This window comes from Tateyamaria sp., assembly GCF_039940735.1.
GTDB lineage: Bacteria > Pseudomonadota > Alphaproteobacteria > Rhodobacterales > Rhodobacteraceae > Tateyamaria.
Window position 1 is genome coordinate 54,275 of record NZ_JBDVGB010000088.1, and the last position, 15,448, is coordinate 69,722.

The window sequence follows — 15,448 nt, forward strand, 5'->3', positions numbered from 1 at the left end:
TGTTACCAAAAACCAAAAAAATCTGGTTTATTCAATCACTCCTTCGTCTTATCTACGTAAACAATGATGCGTAAAGAGGTAGTTGAGTTTCCAAAATGGCGAAAATCGCTTACATCCTGCTGTGCCACAAAGATCCCGATGCTGTTATCAAGCAAGCGGAGCGACTCACAGCCGCCGGCGACTACATGTCCATTCACTTTGACGCCCGCGCCAATCAGGCCCATTTTCAACTCATATCTGACGCGCTAAAGAACAACCCGAACGTCACTTTCGCGCATCGGCGTATCCGCTGTGGCTGGGGCGAGTGGAGCCTCATTCAAGCCACTCTTTATGCTGTTGAATCTGCGTTAGAGGCCTTTCCGCGCGCCACCCACTTTTATATGCTGTCCGGCGATTGCATGGCCGTCAAATCAGCGGAGTATATCCACGACTTCCTAGACGACAATGACGCCGATTTCATCGAAAGCTTCGATTATTTCGAAAGCGACTGGATCAAGACCGGTATGAAAGAAGAACGGCTGATCTATCGCCACTTCTTTAACGAACGGACACAGAAGCGGCGGTTTTACACCAGCTACCACTTGCAACAGCGTTTCGGCCTAACCCGCCAAATTCCGGCCGATATTCAGGTCCAAATCGGCAGCCAATGGTGGTGCCTGCGTCGCCGTACTATCGAATGGGTGCTGGATTTCACCCGCGAGCGGCGTGATGTCATGCGGTTTTTCCGCAGAACTTGGATTCCAGACGAGACATTTTTTCAGACAATCGTGCGCCATTGTGTCCCTGAAGACGAAATTCGGTCCCGAACGCTGACCTTCCTGTTGTTCACTGATTACGGGATGCCGGTCACGTTTTACGACGATCACTATGATCTTTTGCTTAGTCAGGATTTCCTGTTTGCCCGCAAGGTCAGTCCCGAAGCCAAGGACCTCAAGCGACGCTTGGGTCTGCTTTATGCGGCCAAAAATGTGCCGTTCCAAATCTCGAACGAGGGTGCCAGTCTGTTTAGCTTCCTAAGCGGACGAGGCCGCATCGGCCGTCGCTTTGCCACGCGCTTTTGGGAAACCGAAAGCACGTTGGGCCGGAATCGGGAATTGCTGATCATCATCTGCAAAAAATGGCATGTCGCCAAACGTCTGCTTGAACGCATTCGTCAAACCACAAACGTGCCCGCCATCGAATACCTTTTTAACGAAGAACAAACACCGCTGCCCGATCTTGGCGGCATTCAAAAAACGTTGGGCAAACGCACGCGGCACAGGCGAGCGTTGATGCGCATGTTGTTCGATTACTATGAAACAGATCGATTGATCGTTTGCATGGACCCGGGCAACCTCGATCTTTTGGAAGATTTTGCAGAAGATCGGTCCGTGACGCAGATGCTGGAAATTCAATGCGACTTTAGCGAAGATTATCTGATCGGCCACGCCATGCGCGTTGGCTTGGCTGGTGAACAAACAGCATCCGAAACGTTGGATCGTTTGTTACCGACGATCCGCAACGAAATGACTTTTGAGTCTGATCGCATCGGAGACGCAGGGTTTGAGCATCTTAGACGCATAAAAGAATCTGCTGAACTTGATGAAAACGCCCAAGCGCTGGCCGAGTTTCTGAACGTATCCGACGACAAGGCCCGCGAAATCGCGGACATCGATTACTTATTCGCTGATTAGCGTGAATTGCAAATTATCCGCGACATCACTTATCGCATAACTCGTTGAAATTTATGATTTCAGATAGGGTTAGGTGATCTGTAATTTTGCTTTATTGCTTTAAGCCCGTCTAGGCTGTGAAATACTTCTCGAACCCAGCGTCATGACGCCCTATGCAGGCGAACATGTCTGATGCATTGATCCTGTTTGCTATTACCTTGCCCGGCCTTGAAAAAACGCTCGCCGATGAGGCGCGCGCGCTTGGCTTTGTGGTGACCGAAGTTGAGCCCGGTGGTGTGACTATGACCGGCGATTGGTCAGAAGTATGGCGTGCCAATTTTGAACTGCGCGGGGCCACGCGCGTTTTGGTCCGCGTTGGCGATTTCATGGCGTTTCACTTGGCGCAACTCGACAAGCGCGCGCGCAAGTTCCCATGGAGAAAGGTTCTAAATGCTGACGTACCAGTGCGCGTTGATGTCGCCACCTCGCGGAAATCCAAGATTTACCATGCCGGTGCAGCCACCCAGCGGATAGAAGCAGCGCTTATTGAAAACGCAGGTATGACAATCGCCGCTGACGCGCCTGTTATCCTCAAGGTTCGCATCGACGACAACCGTGTGACGATCAGTGTCGATACCTCGGGCGAGCCATTGCACAAACGTGGGCACAAGCCCGCAGTGGGCAAAGCACCGATGCGCGAAACTTTGGCCGCCATGTTTCTGCGCCAATGCGGGTTTGACGGGACACAAACCGTGTATGATCCGATGTGTGGTTCTGGGACTTTTGTGATTGAGGCGGCCGAGATGGCGTCTGGCCTGCAACCTGGGCGCTCTCGCAGATTTAGTCATGAACTTCTGACCACCTACGACGCAAACGCCGAGGCACTGCGTCGTGCAAATCGATTACGTGTGCCAAATGTTCGTTTCTTTGGGTCCGACCGAGACGCGGGTGTCATTGATATGGCCCGTGCCAATGCTAAACGCGCTGGCGTAGACGATCTTGTCACTTTCTCTGTCGACAATGCAGGCGAAGCAACGCCTCCCAACGGCCCGCCCGGCATTGTCATCGTCAACCCACCCTATGGCGCGCGGATCGGAGACAAAAAGGCGTTGTATCCTGTGTATGGCCGATTGGGTCAGGTGCTCAAAGAACGTTTTGCCGGCTGGCGCATCGGCATCATCACCAGCGAAGGCAGTTTGGCTAAGGCCACTGACCTGCCCTTTTTGCCGGAAGGTCCCAGCATTGCGCACGGTGGGCTGCGGATCAGATTGCACCGCACCGCACCGCTCACTGGCGCATGAACATGCGCCTTACGAGGCCAAGGTAAGGCGCATATTTATGCGCCCTATTTCGACTTCCATGTGTCCAGCCAGCGTCCAATCCGCCCCCGCCGCGCAGTAACTGCATCGCCTGCTGCTTCCCAGTTGTCCTGCAACTCTTCGAGTTTGGGATCGATCCGCGCCTTTCGAAAGCGGCGCCAACGCACCCAAATCGCATAAAACAACACAGCCAATAGCGTCAGAATAATGATGTTAACCCAAGGCAATCCAATGTTCGCATCTGGCCCTTCAATCGGACGAATGCTGATTGCATTTGGATAGATCGACAAAAACGGGCTGCGCCAGCCATAGTGGCGCACAACAACCCATTGCGCTGCTGCGCGGGTCGATGTTGCGTCGGCCGCCTCTGCTTGCAAGTTCGAGCTGTCTAATTTGAAATAGGGTGGCCAACTAAAGCCTGTGTCTTCGTTGCGGTAAACACTAACACGATCATTGACGCGCGTGGTGTTGACCAAACGCAGGTCACGGTTGCCGACATCCACGTCACCGGTATCCACCTGCGCATAGAACAGACGCGACACACCTGAAAAATCCTTTCGAATAATCTCGGTCCCTGTCACGCGCACAATGTCGCGCTGTGGCAAAGTATAGTGCAGGAAGGCCGCGAAAGAGACCCAGAAGGCGATCAAAAGTGTCCAGCCGATATAACGCATAGGGTCCCTTTCAGGCGAAGTTCACAAGATAAACGATAATGCACACAAGGCTCATGGGCACGACATACACACCCAAGATCAGTTTGCGGCGCAATGATCCATCATAATCCGTCAAACCGGCACGTACATAATTGTCGCGGGGGATGTCAAAGTCGCCCGCATCCCACTCGGCCTCTAGCCGGTCCTTTGCACGTGCACGCGAATACAACGACAGCGACAGATAAATCACGCTAAGCACCACAAAGGCGATAAACAAAAGTCGAACAAGCGCCATACCTTACCTCCGCGCAGCACCCCAAGGACCGACACGTGCAATCAGGTCCGGGGTATCAGGTTTCGGGGTTTCCATCGGGGCGTCATGCCCAAACAGCGCAGCACGCGCGCCCGCTTTGTCGGCTTTGTACTCGGCTTCGAGATACTGCGCGACATATTCCTTTTTGGCATCCGGCCAGCCGGTATAGGCCGCATAGAATGCCTGCTTGTGACAGATGAACAACTGGCGCACGTCATGTGGGCTGAGTTCAGACAGCAGCATATTGACCAGATCGGCATCTGCCGTCGGCGCAGCCCGCAGCGTATAGAAATAAGCCGGGTGATCCGAAGCGATGCGCGGCCACTTGCCGCCATTTTCCGCCCAATTCACCAAATCGCCCAGCGCGTGAAATTCATCAGGCAACAACGCACTGTGCCGCCGCGCAAGCTGACGCATATCGCGCCGCGACGTCCCGGCAAGGTCCACGCCCGCCTCTGTCACGGCCGACACCAAGATAAAGTCCATCTTTTGGCGCAGAATCGCAGCCCCATCGATACCACGCGCTTTGACGATGGTTTCGGTCAGGTCGTTGTACTCAAGGAACTTAGCAATCCGGTTCCGGTCGCCCAGATCAAAGGTGTACTTCGTCGGCACGTCGTCGGGTTTTTCACCACTCGCAATGGTTGCGGGGTGATCCAGCGCCTGAAAGATGTAAAGCCCGCCAAAATGCGACGTCCAGAAATTGCCCTTTTCGACCTTCAGCGGTTTCAAGTGCACGGGGTTGCGCGTCACATCCCCAGTTTGGTCCGCCAGCGTGATCATGTCAGCGATCAGAACATCGTCAAACCACGCGTCATCCGCGCTGAGGAAAGTATCGATCTTATCTGCAAGCGCGCCAGCATTGCGCACGGCACCGCCGGTCGTGTCTGCCTCGACCGTGATGGCGCGGATGTCGAACAGCCGCTTGGGCGTGGACACGTCATAGATCGAATTCACCAATTCCCCGGCGACCGCATCGCGCGCAGTCAGGGCAAAAAGTGCCGCCTCATTTTCCGCGATAAAGCGTTTCAGGATACCCTGCGAGGTCGAGAATTTCGCCTCTAGCAGCGGACAATGGCGCTGTTCGGTACTCAGCAAAATGAACTGCCGATTGACCCCGTTGTGGTTCAGGTACAGCGGGTCATTCAGCGCCTCGCCCACCTCGGGGGAAAAGCCTGAGATGTCGATATAGAAATCCGTCAGTGTTGTGGTCTGCCCCGTCAGATGCTTCAGCGCACGGTTATAGCGATCCACCAACGCAGGCGAGGCGACGTGGAAAAGGTTACCATACATCAGGCCACGTTGGATGAGACGGATCATTGTGCGGCCCTCGCAAGGCGAAAGATGAACGGGACAACCAATGCCAGCAAAGGCGGCGCAAAGGCGCGGTAGGTGACTTGCAGGTTAAAGCCCACATAACCTGCGTAGGAGTCGTTAAAAAGCAATAGGCTATCGGTGATTGGGATGCCCTCAAACCCGGTGGCCGTGTTGATGATTGCTTGGGTCAGGAACAGCAGGACTGTGGCGGCAAGGAAGCCGAAGACGCCCCAGCGGAGGGGGAGGACGGCACCGAGGATCGCGGCGAGGATGGTAATGGCGATGAGGAGGGTCATGCGCCCGCACCTGTTAAAACGCAATAACAGCTGTGGACCAACATGGACATCTCTATTCGAAATAATTTTCCATAGATTGGAACGTATTTTAACGAGCTAATCATTTGGTTAACCGGGTTCTTTGCTGAAGTGTGACGATCGCTATCATTACCGGAACGAGCGCCAACGCAATTGCATCTTCAAGTTCCACTTCAGTAGCCCAACCTCTTGGGAGGTCTACCTTGAATGAATATGCACTGAGTGGTTGATGTGTTCCAAATTCCACAGGCATAGTTGGGAAACCCAAAGATTCTGCATACCAAAAATATAAAAAACCCAAAGGAATGATAATAGTATAGGTCGAAGAAAGCGCCAAATTTACCGCGAGAACAAACTTTGTAAAGCCGGAATTATGCTTCAAAGAAAGGCAGTTAACGGCAAAAATAAAGCAAACCGAAGAAATGAGAAAGTCCATAGCATCCATATTCCCGGGAGCAAAGACCGTTACCAACTGCATAGCTATAACTGTGATAATTGCCGCACTTTCATTTATTTCGAACGACTTATTCATTCAACACACCACATAGAATGACGAACAATAGGTATTGCGGCATGCCTAAATCACTCACCCCTTCCCCTCCAAGTACCGCTTCTTCGCCTCTTCCTGCCGCCCAAAATCCCGGACCATCTGGTCAATCGCCACCTCGTCCGACTTGTCGGCATAGCGGAACTCGCTATCCGCATAACGGTTGATCTCTTGCACCACCATTTCTGTCGTGATCGGCACGCGCAGTTCACCAATCATCGCGGCCTTGGCGTCGTAGTCCTTGAACAAGAACAGCTCGGGGTTCTCCATCCATTCATCGGGCAGTTCAAAGTCCATCGCGCGCACCTTGACCGCATCCGTGATGTTCTTGATCGCGCGACCAGTGAACCGCTCATCCGCTTCTTGGATCGCCTTCAGATACGCACCCAGTTTGGCGATCGTATCCAGATCGCCGATGTCGGATTGCACTCGGTCAAACACGTCCAACAACCCGGCTTCGTGCGGGCGGGAATGGGACGCAAAACTGGCAGACACGGCCTGCTTAATCTCTTGCGCGGAAAACACTTCGTGCGCGCCCACCGGAATGTCGTGGTTCTTGCCCATCAGCAGATACAAGATATCGATGTAATCCTCGCGCGTTTGCGGCCCGTCGACCAAAAACCGCGCCCCGGCACGCTGGCGCAAGGCATCATCCACATTCTCGGGGTAGTTAGAGAACATGCCAAAGGTGCAATTGCCGCGCACAACGGTGTTGGCCCCGGCAAAGCTTTCCATCAGCACAGCGGTGATTTCCAACTGCCCGGCAGATGATTGACGATCCCCACGCTTGCCCGCAAGCTGGTCGATATCGTCGATGGTGCCAAAGCCAATGGCCGCTGGATCAAGCACGTTGTTGATGAACGCCTTGGCATTCTGACCCGACTTGCCCTGATAGCTATCGATGTTGTCGGTGGACAGGTTCTGATATCGAAACGGATAGCCCGCGACCTGACAATAATCATTGAGCAGCCCAGCCATCATCTGGATCAGCGTCGTCTTACCCGTGCCCGGCTTACCGTCACCCATGAAGGTAAAGATGAAACCGCCAAGCTCGGCAAATGGGTTCAAACGGCGTTCAAAATCATACGCCATCAGCATCTTGGACAGTCGTAACGCCTGATATTTGGCGATATGGTTGCCCACGACCTCGTGCGGCTTTTTAAAAGTCATAGTTAGGGTCGTCGACTTGGCCTTATGGGCAGGCGAAAACCCCTGAACAGTGAAATCATCCGCCTCAACCCGCCAACTGGCCGTGGTAAAGGGCGCAAGGCGCGGGGCGTTGGCAGCGCGCAGGGCGACCTTTTCCATCAATGCCTCAGCATAAGCGGTCACGGCAGCGACCAAATGCGCATCGTCCGGCGCGTGGGCAGCGATATCCTGATCCAATTCCCACAACGCACCATGTAGGGCGGTTTGGCCGTTGTCAGCCAACACTTCTTCGACCTCGCCTACCTCGACCGTCACTTCGCTTTGATGCGAAGACAACAAATAAGACGTCGCATTGGCAAAGACATAAAGTGTGATCAACGCCTCTGCCGCCAGCAATTCAGCAAACTCAGTCTTGCGGGCAGCGGGCAAGGCCCCCTCAAGATTTGCGCGTTTCAGATCGCCAAGGCCAGAAACACTCGCATAGTTCTCAGCCACCGCCAAAGCGATGGAAATGGAGCGCCGCAAGGCGTTCAACACAGTTGCCTGAACAGGCGACATCAGCGCGTCATCCGCGTCCGCGCCCTCAATTGTTGCCATCACTTGCACAGCGCCTGCGGGCGTCGTGCGACGTGTCACCAAACCTGGCGTGGTGGTACGAAACCGGCGCCGCGTTCCGATACCCGACGACTTTTCAGTGGCCGCAACAGCCTCACCCTTGCCAATCCGTGGCGCGTGATCGAACCCCTGAAGCAAGGCAAGAGCGATCGGGTAATGGGCTGTAATTTCAGCCTCCCGCAATTCCATCTGATCCGATGTTTGGCTCATTCCTTAATCCTCTTCATTGTTCCGACAAAACTCCCGCCGGAGGCAACCGCACTCACAAAATGCAACATCCTAATACCTAAGCACCCGGCCACCCGGGCTCACCACAAACTTGCGCACCGATGCAAATCCAGGGGGATCGATGTCCTCAAGCGCCTGATAAGGGCGCTGAGGCAGCACGATACTACGTTCAAGACGTGTCGCCCCGGTCTCCGCAGCGCGGCCGGAAAACGGATCAAGCGCGAACACTTCACGTTCGACACTTGAAAACCAACCCGCTTTTTCGGTCATCACACGTTCAGACCGCAAATCCTCTTCGGTCCAGACCAACGACCAATCCTGCCCCTTGGGCGCACGCGCGGCCTCGAGCACTTTGGAAATCGGCCCAGATTGCCGCGTAAAGGCCGAAGAATACATCGGCCCCACATGAAAGCGCCGCAATCGTTTGGGGTGCAGGTCGTCAAAATCCTCGTCAAAGCCTTTTGCAATCGTCACCAGCTTCAGCCCGCCCAAGCTTTGGGCCATCAAATGCGCTTGCGCTTCGGGCCAGCGGCGTTGGTCTTTGGGCAAGGCCGTCCGCCCGCTGTCCTCGACCTCCATCATATAGATCACCGGCAGATTGACCTGACTGTCATAAACCGCCCAGTGAATGCGGAAGGTGCGGCGTTGGTCGTTAATATTGCCAGTCCACGCAAGTTGCGGATCATTGCGCGCCCAAAACAAATGGCCGCGCAGCAGTTCTTCGTAATACAACCGTTGGGACATAGCGAATTGCAACTTCGTAGGCACTTTGCGCTCGCCTACGATCACCTCGACCATTTGTTTTTTCAATTCGGCCGCGGACGGCATGCCCTCAAGGTGCCGCTCGGCCTGTTGGGCATCCGACGCCATGGTGATGATCTCTTCGGCTGCTGGAAAACCAGACTCCACCGCATCAATCGCAAGACTGCCAAAAAAGCGTCCGGTGTCGCGACCCACCAACAGGTATTTCTGACTGAGCGCGCGAAAGGTAAAGGTCAGTTCGGTGATATAACGGGACAGGATTTTGACCTCATCCCGGTTCAAATCACCCTCAGCCTCCATCACGCCAGCAACACGTCCCAGATGGGATGTGATCGTCTCGAACTTCTTGAAATAACGCCGCGACGCGAAAACGTCAGTGAGACCGGCAATGCCTTTATCATTCATTCTAATGCCACTTCTTGCGTGAACTTAGACCTGACCCAACTCCGGATCAAAACACTCACAAAGTAGAACGTGCACAGCCAACCAGCCTCAGTCGATGTCGTAAATCCGGCGTAAATACCGATCATGCCAATTATAGGCACAACCAACAAAAACATGGTCACCCGATCCAATCGCCCGAAAAATATGGCAGAGACGACATCTGTCACTTGGACAAAAGAAAAAAGTAGCGGCCGAAACAATCCCCACCCAATTGAAGCACGTAGTGGGTTCATCCCTTACCCACCATACGCATTGCTATCGTGCTTCTCGACGATCTGGGCAAAACGACGGGCAAAGCGTTCATCTGCCTTCGCCTTTTGTTCCAGAACATCGCGGGCAAAGACCATGTGATCTTCGTGCGCGTCCAGCATGTCGGCCATTTTCTTGTTCGTCGCGGCACCAATCCCAGCCATGGCGGTCTGTGCCTCTTGGTCGGTTTTCACGCCGATTTCGTTGATACGGTGGGCGACGTCTTGCTGTTGCGCGGTCTTAAGTGACTTGGTCAACGCGTCGTACAGCACAACACGCTGCTTGGTGTCGGTTTGCAATTTGTTGATCAAAACCATCTGCGTTGCCGCTTGGTTTTGCAGGGAATCGACCCAAGTTTTGCCCTTTTCGATATAACGCTCAAGCGTCTGGCTTTTGGCCAGTTTCACCTGTTCGTCCTGCACCATCTGGTTGTACTGGCTGTTCAGATCGGCCAATTCGGTTTCGAGTGCGGTGCGTTTGGCTGCATCCGTTTCAGAACCGATGGCGTTTTCCAGCGTAATGATCTTTGGGTCCATCCCCTGAATGTCGCTTTGAAGCGCGCTCAATTCCTGAACCGTGAATTCGCGTTCATCCAGCGTTTCGGTCAGGTTGGATTCAACCTTTTCCTTTTGCTCTTCGAGCATGCTCAACTGCCCTTCAAGCAACTGCACGATCACATCGGATTTCGAAATCAGGTCCTGCAACTTGTCGTCGATCGACGCAGAACGCACCCGTTCTTGGCGCATCGATTCCGCTTTGCCGCGCGAAAAGATACCGATAAGGCTTTCCATGCCTGTCTTGTTGCGCATTTCGTCAAAGTCTTTGGAAAAGGCCGACGTCACATCATCAAGGCCCATAATCAGCTCTGCGATATTGGAATTCATCACGTCAGTGTGGGCATGAACATCTTCAAGCGAAGCATTTTCGATATCAAGCGCAATGTCGTCGCCCGACTTCATCTTGGAACGCGCCACTTCGATCCGGCTGGTCAGTTCGGCGATTTTTGATTGTGCTTCGGCCACCTGAGCCTGAGATTCTTGTACCTGACTTGCGAAATCCGCCATCAAACTCTCCATCTTTCAATACGTTACTGTACATATAGGCAATGTAACGCCAATTTACATCGGTCGGCACGCCAAATTCAACCAGAGTGTTGCAAAACCTGTCAGATAAGGAAAGCGAGACGCAGGCCTTTTCCTTATCGTTCGGGGACTGTAGGCCTTGAACAAGGTTCAAAACAGGACGAGCAAATGGCAAGTAAAGCCGAGGAACGACGCACAGCATTACGCGACACACTGATCGATATTGCTGAGAAACAGATCGAAGCCAAAGGCATGGCGGCCATCAAGGCACGTACGCTTGCCACGAAGGCGGGTTGTTCCGTTGGGGCGATCTATAACGTGTTCGGAGATCTGGAAGACGTTATTGTCGCCGTCAATGGGCGCACTTTTGGCAAGCTTGGTCGTCACGTTGCACAAGCATTGCAAGGCAAAGATGACCTGCCCGCGACCGAGCGGTTGATTGTGATGTCTTATGCGTATCTTGATTATGCGTCCCAACATCCGTTGCTATGGAGCGCATTGTTTGACCTGCGCATGTCGACGGACATGGATGTGCCCGCCTGGTACATCAAAGAGCTTGGCCAGTTATTCAGCGTCATTGACGGCCCCGTGCGCGAATGTTTTCCCGACCTTGATGCCGACAACGTGCGTCTGATGACCCGTGCCCTGTTTTCGTCCGTGCATGGGATCATCATGCTAGGTCTTGAAAATCGTATCAGCGGCGTTCCCCGCGATCATATCCACCAGATGATTGCCATGCTGCTGCGATCTGCAACAAGAATTACAAAAACTTGAACTTTGTTCATTTTAGTACTTGAACGTTGTTCACGACTTCCTATTTTCATTCGTGAACAACGTTCATGAAAGAGAAAACCAATGCTATCCACATTCCGAACCCTCTTTGCTGGTGCCAACGCCCGTGCCGAAGATCGGCTGCGCGATGTCTATGCCATCGAACTGATCGACCAGAAAATTCGCGAAACCGAAACGCAAGTGCATGCGGCCAAGTCAACGCTCGCCAGTCTGATCCAACGTCGACGTTCCGAGCAGAAGCTGCTTGATATGCTCAACACGCGGATCGCCGCACTGACAGAGCGCGCAAAAGACGCCATCGCAGCAGGTCGCGATCAGTTGGCGCAAGAAGCTGCCAATGCCATCGCAGAAATGGAAAATGAAAGCACCGTCAGACAGGCCACAATCGAAAGACTTGATACCCAAGCCACCCGTCTGCGCAGTTCAGTGGAACGCGGTCATCGCAAGGTCATCGACCTCAAGCAAGGCGCGTTGCAAGCCCGCGCAATGCGCCGCGAACAAGGAATGCAGTCGCAATTGCATAGCACCGCCCAAGGTAAGTCGACAGCTGATGAAGCCCAAGACTTGATCAACCATGTGATCGATCAAGACGACCCGCTGGAACAGGCGCAAATCTTGGCCGACATCAACGCGAGCCTTGATCATTCTGGACTAGAGGATCGCATGGCCGACGCCGGGTTTGGCCGGTCAACGAAGGTCACAGCACGCGATGTGCTGGACCGTTTAACCAAATAACCCAAACTCATTTTTTCAAAAGGAAACTGACCCATGCATAACGAAAAACCCGATAACTCCCTCATCATGATGTTCAATCTGGTCGGCGTTGCCGCCGCCTATGTCCTGCTTGGTGCATCTTTGTGGCTGTCCACCGATGTACCGCTGTCAACCAAGGGGTTCTGGGCCATTGGTATCTTGATGTTGACCCTAAGCCTTGTGAATTTTGTGAAATACCGCTTCGACAACCAACAACGCGTCGACCGCATCAATCGGATCGAAGAGGCGCGGAATGAAAAGCTGCTTGAAGATTATGTCGGCGACATCAAAGACGCTGGGTAAGTGAATGCGGGCCGCTTTGGAAACCAAGCGGCCCGCGCCTTTTTTATCCAACCACGTTATGTGCTGGCCCATATGGAAAACCTGTTATGTTTTCCGCACCGTCTTCGGTGATGACCAGAATGTCGTGTTCGCGGTAACCACCTGCACCCGATTGTCCCTCGGGGATTGTCAGCATGGGCTCCATCGAAATCACCATGCCGGGTTCCAGCACTGTGTCGATGTCTTCACGCAGTTCTAGCCCCGCTTCGCGCCCGTAGTAATGCGACAACACTCCAAAGGAATGCCCGTAGCCAAAGCTACGGTATTGCAACAGATCGCGTTCAGCGAAAAAGGCATTCACCGCGTGGGTGACGTCAGCGCAAGACACTCCCGGCTTTAACAACGACATGCCCAATTCGTGCGCGTCGACGTTTGCCTCCCACAGCTTTAAGCTCGCATCGTCCACCGTTTCGACAAACAACGTGCGCTCAAGTGCCGTGTAATAGCCCGAGATCATCGGGAAGGTGTTCAACGACAAAATATCCCCACTCTGAAGGGTCCGTGCCGTGACGGGGTTGTGCGCCCCATCCGTGTTTAGACCCGATTGAAACCACACCCAAGTGTCGCGGAATTCAGCATCGGGAAAGCGTTTAGCAATCTCCAGTTCCATTGCGTCCCGCCCGGCCATCGCAACATCAATTTCGCGCGTGCCTGCATGGATCGCGTCGCGGATCGCATAGCCCCCCACGTCCGCCACCTGCGCACCTTGGCGGATTAGGGCGATCTCGGCTTCGGATTTGTGCATGCGTTGCCGCATTGTGGTGTCGTACAGATCAACCGTCACGATCGGTTTTAAGAAGTCCTCAAGCTTACCTTGTTGCAAAAGCGTCAGGTGATCGCTTTCTACGCCAATCACACCGCCTTCGCCGGCCACTTCGCGCACGGCACGCCAGAAATTATCCCGTTGCCAATCGGTATAGGTGATGTTGTCGCCGTGGCAGCGTCGCCACGGCTGACCTGCGTCAATGCCCGCACTGATGGTCACGCAGGCATCTTCGGTCACGACAAGGCCGTAAGGACGCCCAAAGGCACAATACAAAAAGCCCGAATAATACGCGATATTGTGCATCGAGGTGAAGACGGCGGCGGTGGCACCCTGTGCCTCCATCCGGTCGCGCAGTTCGGACAGACGTGCGTCGTATTCGGCGGCCTCGAACGGCAGAGGTGCTTGTTCACCATTGTGGAAACGAAAGAAATCAGGACGAGTGGTCATGCATGACCCTCCTTTTCAGAAAGGTCCCGGCGTGCAGGACATAAAGGCGGCATTGGCAGGCGACGCCATCGCGCTGCGGCCAAGGTCAGGTGTTGCTGATCCGTGCCCGCGGGTCAAGCGATGGATGACCTTGCACCCGTGTCGAAGACCTCTTTGCAACTGGACAAACCTCAGGCGGGTTGAAAAGGTCAAAAAACACGCGAAAGGAAATGTTAATGCTGGACCAACCAACCGACCTGAAATCTTTGCTGAAGGATCCAACTTTGCTGGAAACCCGCGCCTACGTGGATGGTGAGTGGGTTGATGGGGACGACGGCACTTTTGATGTCACCAATCCCGCGCGTGGCGATGTAATCGCGCAAGTCGCCGATCTTAGCCGTGCGCAGGTTGCCAAAGCCATTGCCGCTGCCGAAAAGGCGCAAAAAGAGTGGGCCACGTGGACGGGCAAAGAACGTGCTGCGGTTATGCGCAAGTGGTTCGATCTGATGATGGCGAACCAAGATGACCTTGGCATTATCCTGACAGCGGAACAGGGCAAACCATTGGCCGAAGCCAAGGGCGAAGTCGGTTATGGCGCCTCGTTTATCGAGTTTTTTGGCGAAGAGGCCAAACGCATTTACGGAGAGATGATCCCTGGCCACCAACGTGACAAGCGCATTATGGTCCTGAAGCAACCCATTGGGGTGGCCGCTTCGATCACACCGTGGAACTTTCCCAACGCGATGATCACACGAAAGGCCGGACCGGCCCTCGCAGCGGGGTGTTCGTTTGTGGCACGACCAGCCAAGGAAACGCCGCTTAGCGCCATCGTGATGGGCGTGTTGGCCGAACGGGCTGGCGTCCCTGCGGGCGTGTTCAATGTGGTGACGTCTTCGTCATCGTCCGCCATTGGCAAGGAATTTTGCGAAAACCCCGCCGTACGCAAACTGACATTCACCGGTTCCACCGAAGTTGGTCGTATTTTGATGAAACAGGCCGCGGATCAGGTCATGAAATGCAGCATGGAACTGGGTGGAAACGCGCCTTTCATCGTCTTTGACGACGCCGATTTGGATGCCGCCGTCGAAGGCGCGATCCTATGTAAGTTCCGCAACAACGGGCAGACTTGCGTCTGCGCCAACCGCATTTATGTGCAAGCCGGCGTGTACGACGTTTTTGCTGAAAAACTGGCCAAACGCGTCAGCGCTATGAAGGTCGGTGACGGGCTTGAGGCAGGTGTTGACCTTGGGCCACTGATCAACGGATCGGCCTCTGAAAAGGTGGTTGAACACATCAATGATGCGAAAGCCAAAGGCGCAAAGGTTATCCTGGGTGACGAGAAAGAAAATGTCGGCGGGAACTTTTTTGCGCCCACTATTATGACAGGCGTGACCCAAGACATGGCTGTTGCGCAGGAAGAAACCTTTGGTCCATTCGCCCCGTTGTTCAAGTTCGAAGATGAAGACGAAGTGATCGCAATGGCCAATGACACGATCTTTGGCTTGGCTTCGTATTTCTATGCCAAGGATCTATCGCGCGTCTACAAGGTGGCCGAAGCGTTGGAATACGGAATTGTTGGTGTGAATACCGGCATCATCTCGACCGAAGTAGCACCCTTTGGTGGCGTCAAGCAATCAGGTTTGGGCCGTGAAGGATCGCATCATGGCATCGAAGATTATCTTGAGATGAAGTACGTCTGTCTCAGCGTCTAACAGATCGAAAGTA

The 15,448-nt window shown here is 53.9% G+C and carries 15 protein-coding genes; 6 read left to right on the top strand and 9 right to left on the bottom strand.

The window, feature by feature from the left end; all coding sequences use genetic code 11:
• Positions 1–95: 95 nt before the first annotated feature.
• Both ABJF76_RS18305 and ABJF76_RS18310 read left to right on the top strand, forming a co-directional pair.
• Complete coding sequence (locus ABJF76_RS18305; protein WP_413819173.1) at positions 96–1,673, top strand: DUF5928 domain-containing protein; 1,578 nt, start codon at positions 96–98, stop codon at positions 1,671–1,673.
• Positions 1,674–1,837: 164 nt separating this feature from the next.
• Positions 1,838–2,953 carry a THUMP domain-containing class I SAM-dependent RNA methyltransferase gene (locus ABJF76_RS18310; protein ID WP_413819172.1) on the top strand — a complete coding sequence of 372 codons (1,116 nt, stop codon included), beginning with the start codon at positions 1,838–1,840 and terminating at the stop codon, positions 2,951–2,953.
• A 44-nt stretch (positions 2,954–2,997) separates the two neighbouring features.
• On the opposite strand, the gene ABJF76_RS18315 is transcribed toward ABJF76_RS18310, so the two are convergent.
• The 8 genes from ABJF76_RS18315 to ABJF76_RS18350 form a co-directional block, all read right to left on the bottom strand.
• On the bottom strand, positions 2,998–3,645 hold the full coding sequence (locus ABJF76_RS18315) for a DUF1523 family protein (RefSeq protein ID WP_413819171.1): 648 nt from the start codon (positions 3,643–3,645) through the stop codon (positions 2,998–3,000).
• A 10-nt stretch (positions 3,646–3,655) separates the two neighbouring features.
• The gene (locus ABJF76_RS18320) at positions 3,656–3,919 is read right to left on the bottom strand and encodes a hypothetical protein (protein ID WP_413819170.1); all 264 of its coding nucleotides are present in this window, start codon (positions 3,917–3,919) and stop codon (positions 3,656–3,658) included.
• Positions 3,920–3,922: 3 nt separating this feature from the next.
• Positions 3,923–5,257 carry a DUF6638 family protein gene (locus tag ABJF76_RS18325; RefSeq protein ID WP_413819169.1) on the bottom strand — a complete coding sequence of 445 codons (1,335 nt, stop codon included), beginning with the start codon at positions 5,255–5,257 and terminating at the stop codon, positions 3,923–3,925.
• Positions 5,254–5,550, bottom strand: a complete 297-nt coding sequence (locus ABJF76_RS18330; protein ID WP_413819168.1) for a hypothetical protein — start codon at positions 5,548–5,550, stop codon at positions 5,254–5,256. The genes ABJF76_RS18325 and ABJF76_RS18330 overlap by 4 nt, the downstream gene beginning before the upstream one ends.
• A 100-nt stretch (positions 5,551–5,650) precedes the next feature.
• Complete coding sequence (locus tag ABJF76_RS18335) at positions 5,651–6,100, bottom strand: hypothetical protein (protein ID WP_413819167.1); 450 nt, start codon at positions 6,098–6,100, stop codon at positions 5,651–5,653.
• 54 nt (positions 6,101–6,154) lie between these two features.
• Entirely contained in the window at positions 6,155–8,089 is a 1,935-nt protein-coding gene (locus tag ABJF76_RS18340) for an ATP-binding protein (protein WP_413819166.1), read from the bottom strand.
• 69 nt (positions 8,090–8,158) lie between these two features.
• Positions 8,159–9,274, bottom strand: a complete 1,116-nt coding sequence (locus tag ABJF76_RS18345; protein ID WP_413819165.1) for a hypothetical protein — start codon at positions 9,272–9,274, stop codon at positions 8,159–8,161.
• A 275-nt stretch (positions 9,275–9,549) separates the two neighbouring features.
• Positions 9,550–10,626: a hypothetical protein gene (locus tag ABJF76_RS18350; protein WP_413819164.1), complete on the bottom strand. Its 1,077-nt coding sequence runs from the start codon at positions 10,624–10,626 to the stop codon at positions 9,550–9,552.
• Positions 10,627–10,812: 186 nt separating this feature from the next.
• Between ABJF76_RS18350 and ABJF76_RS18355 the strand changes: the two genes are divergently transcribed.
• The 3 genes from ABJF76_RS18355 (at position 10,813) to ABJF76_RS18365 (ending at position 12,492) form a co-directional block, all read left to right on the top strand.
• A complete protein-coding gene (locus tag ABJF76_RS18355; protein WP_413819163.1) occupies positions 10,813–11,418 on the top strand; it encodes a TetR/AcrR family transcriptional regulator in 606 nt (201 codons plus the stop codon).
• A gap of 81 nt (positions 11,419–11,499) precedes the next feature.
• Positions 11,500–12,171: a PspA/IM30 family protein gene (locus ABJF76_RS18360; RefSeq protein ID WP_413819162.1), complete on the top strand. Its 672-nt coding sequence runs from the start codon at positions 11,500–11,502 to the stop codon at positions 12,169–12,171.
• A gap of 33 nt (positions 12,172–12,204) precedes the next feature.
• Positions 12,205–12,492, top strand: coding sequence for a hypothetical protein (locus tag ABJF76_RS18365; RefSeq protein ID WP_413819161.1), 288 nt, complete (start codon positions 12,205–12,207; stop codon positions 12,490–12,492).
• A 43-nt stretch (positions 12,493–12,535) separates the two neighbouring features.
• Here ABJF76_RS18365 and ABJF76_RS18370 read toward each other — a convergent pair whose 3' ends face one another.
• Positions 12,536–13,744 carry an aminopeptidase P family protein gene (locus ABJF76_RS18370; protein WP_413819160.1) on the bottom strand — a complete coding sequence of 403 codons (1,209 nt, stop codon included), beginning with the start codon at positions 13,742–13,744 and terminating at the stop codon, positions 12,536–12,538.
• A 215-nt stretch (positions 13,745–13,959) separates the two neighbouring features.
• Between ABJF76_RS18370 and ABJF76_RS18375 the strand changes: the two genes are divergently transcribed.
• Positions 13,960–15,435 carry an NAD-dependent succinate-semialdehyde dehydrogenase gene (locus ABJF76_RS18375; protein ID WP_413819159.1) on the top strand — a complete coding sequence of 492 codons (1,476 nt, stop codon included), beginning with the start codon at positions 13,960–13,962 and terminating at the stop codon, positions 15,433–15,435.
• Positions 15,436–15,448: the final 13 nt, after the last annotated feature.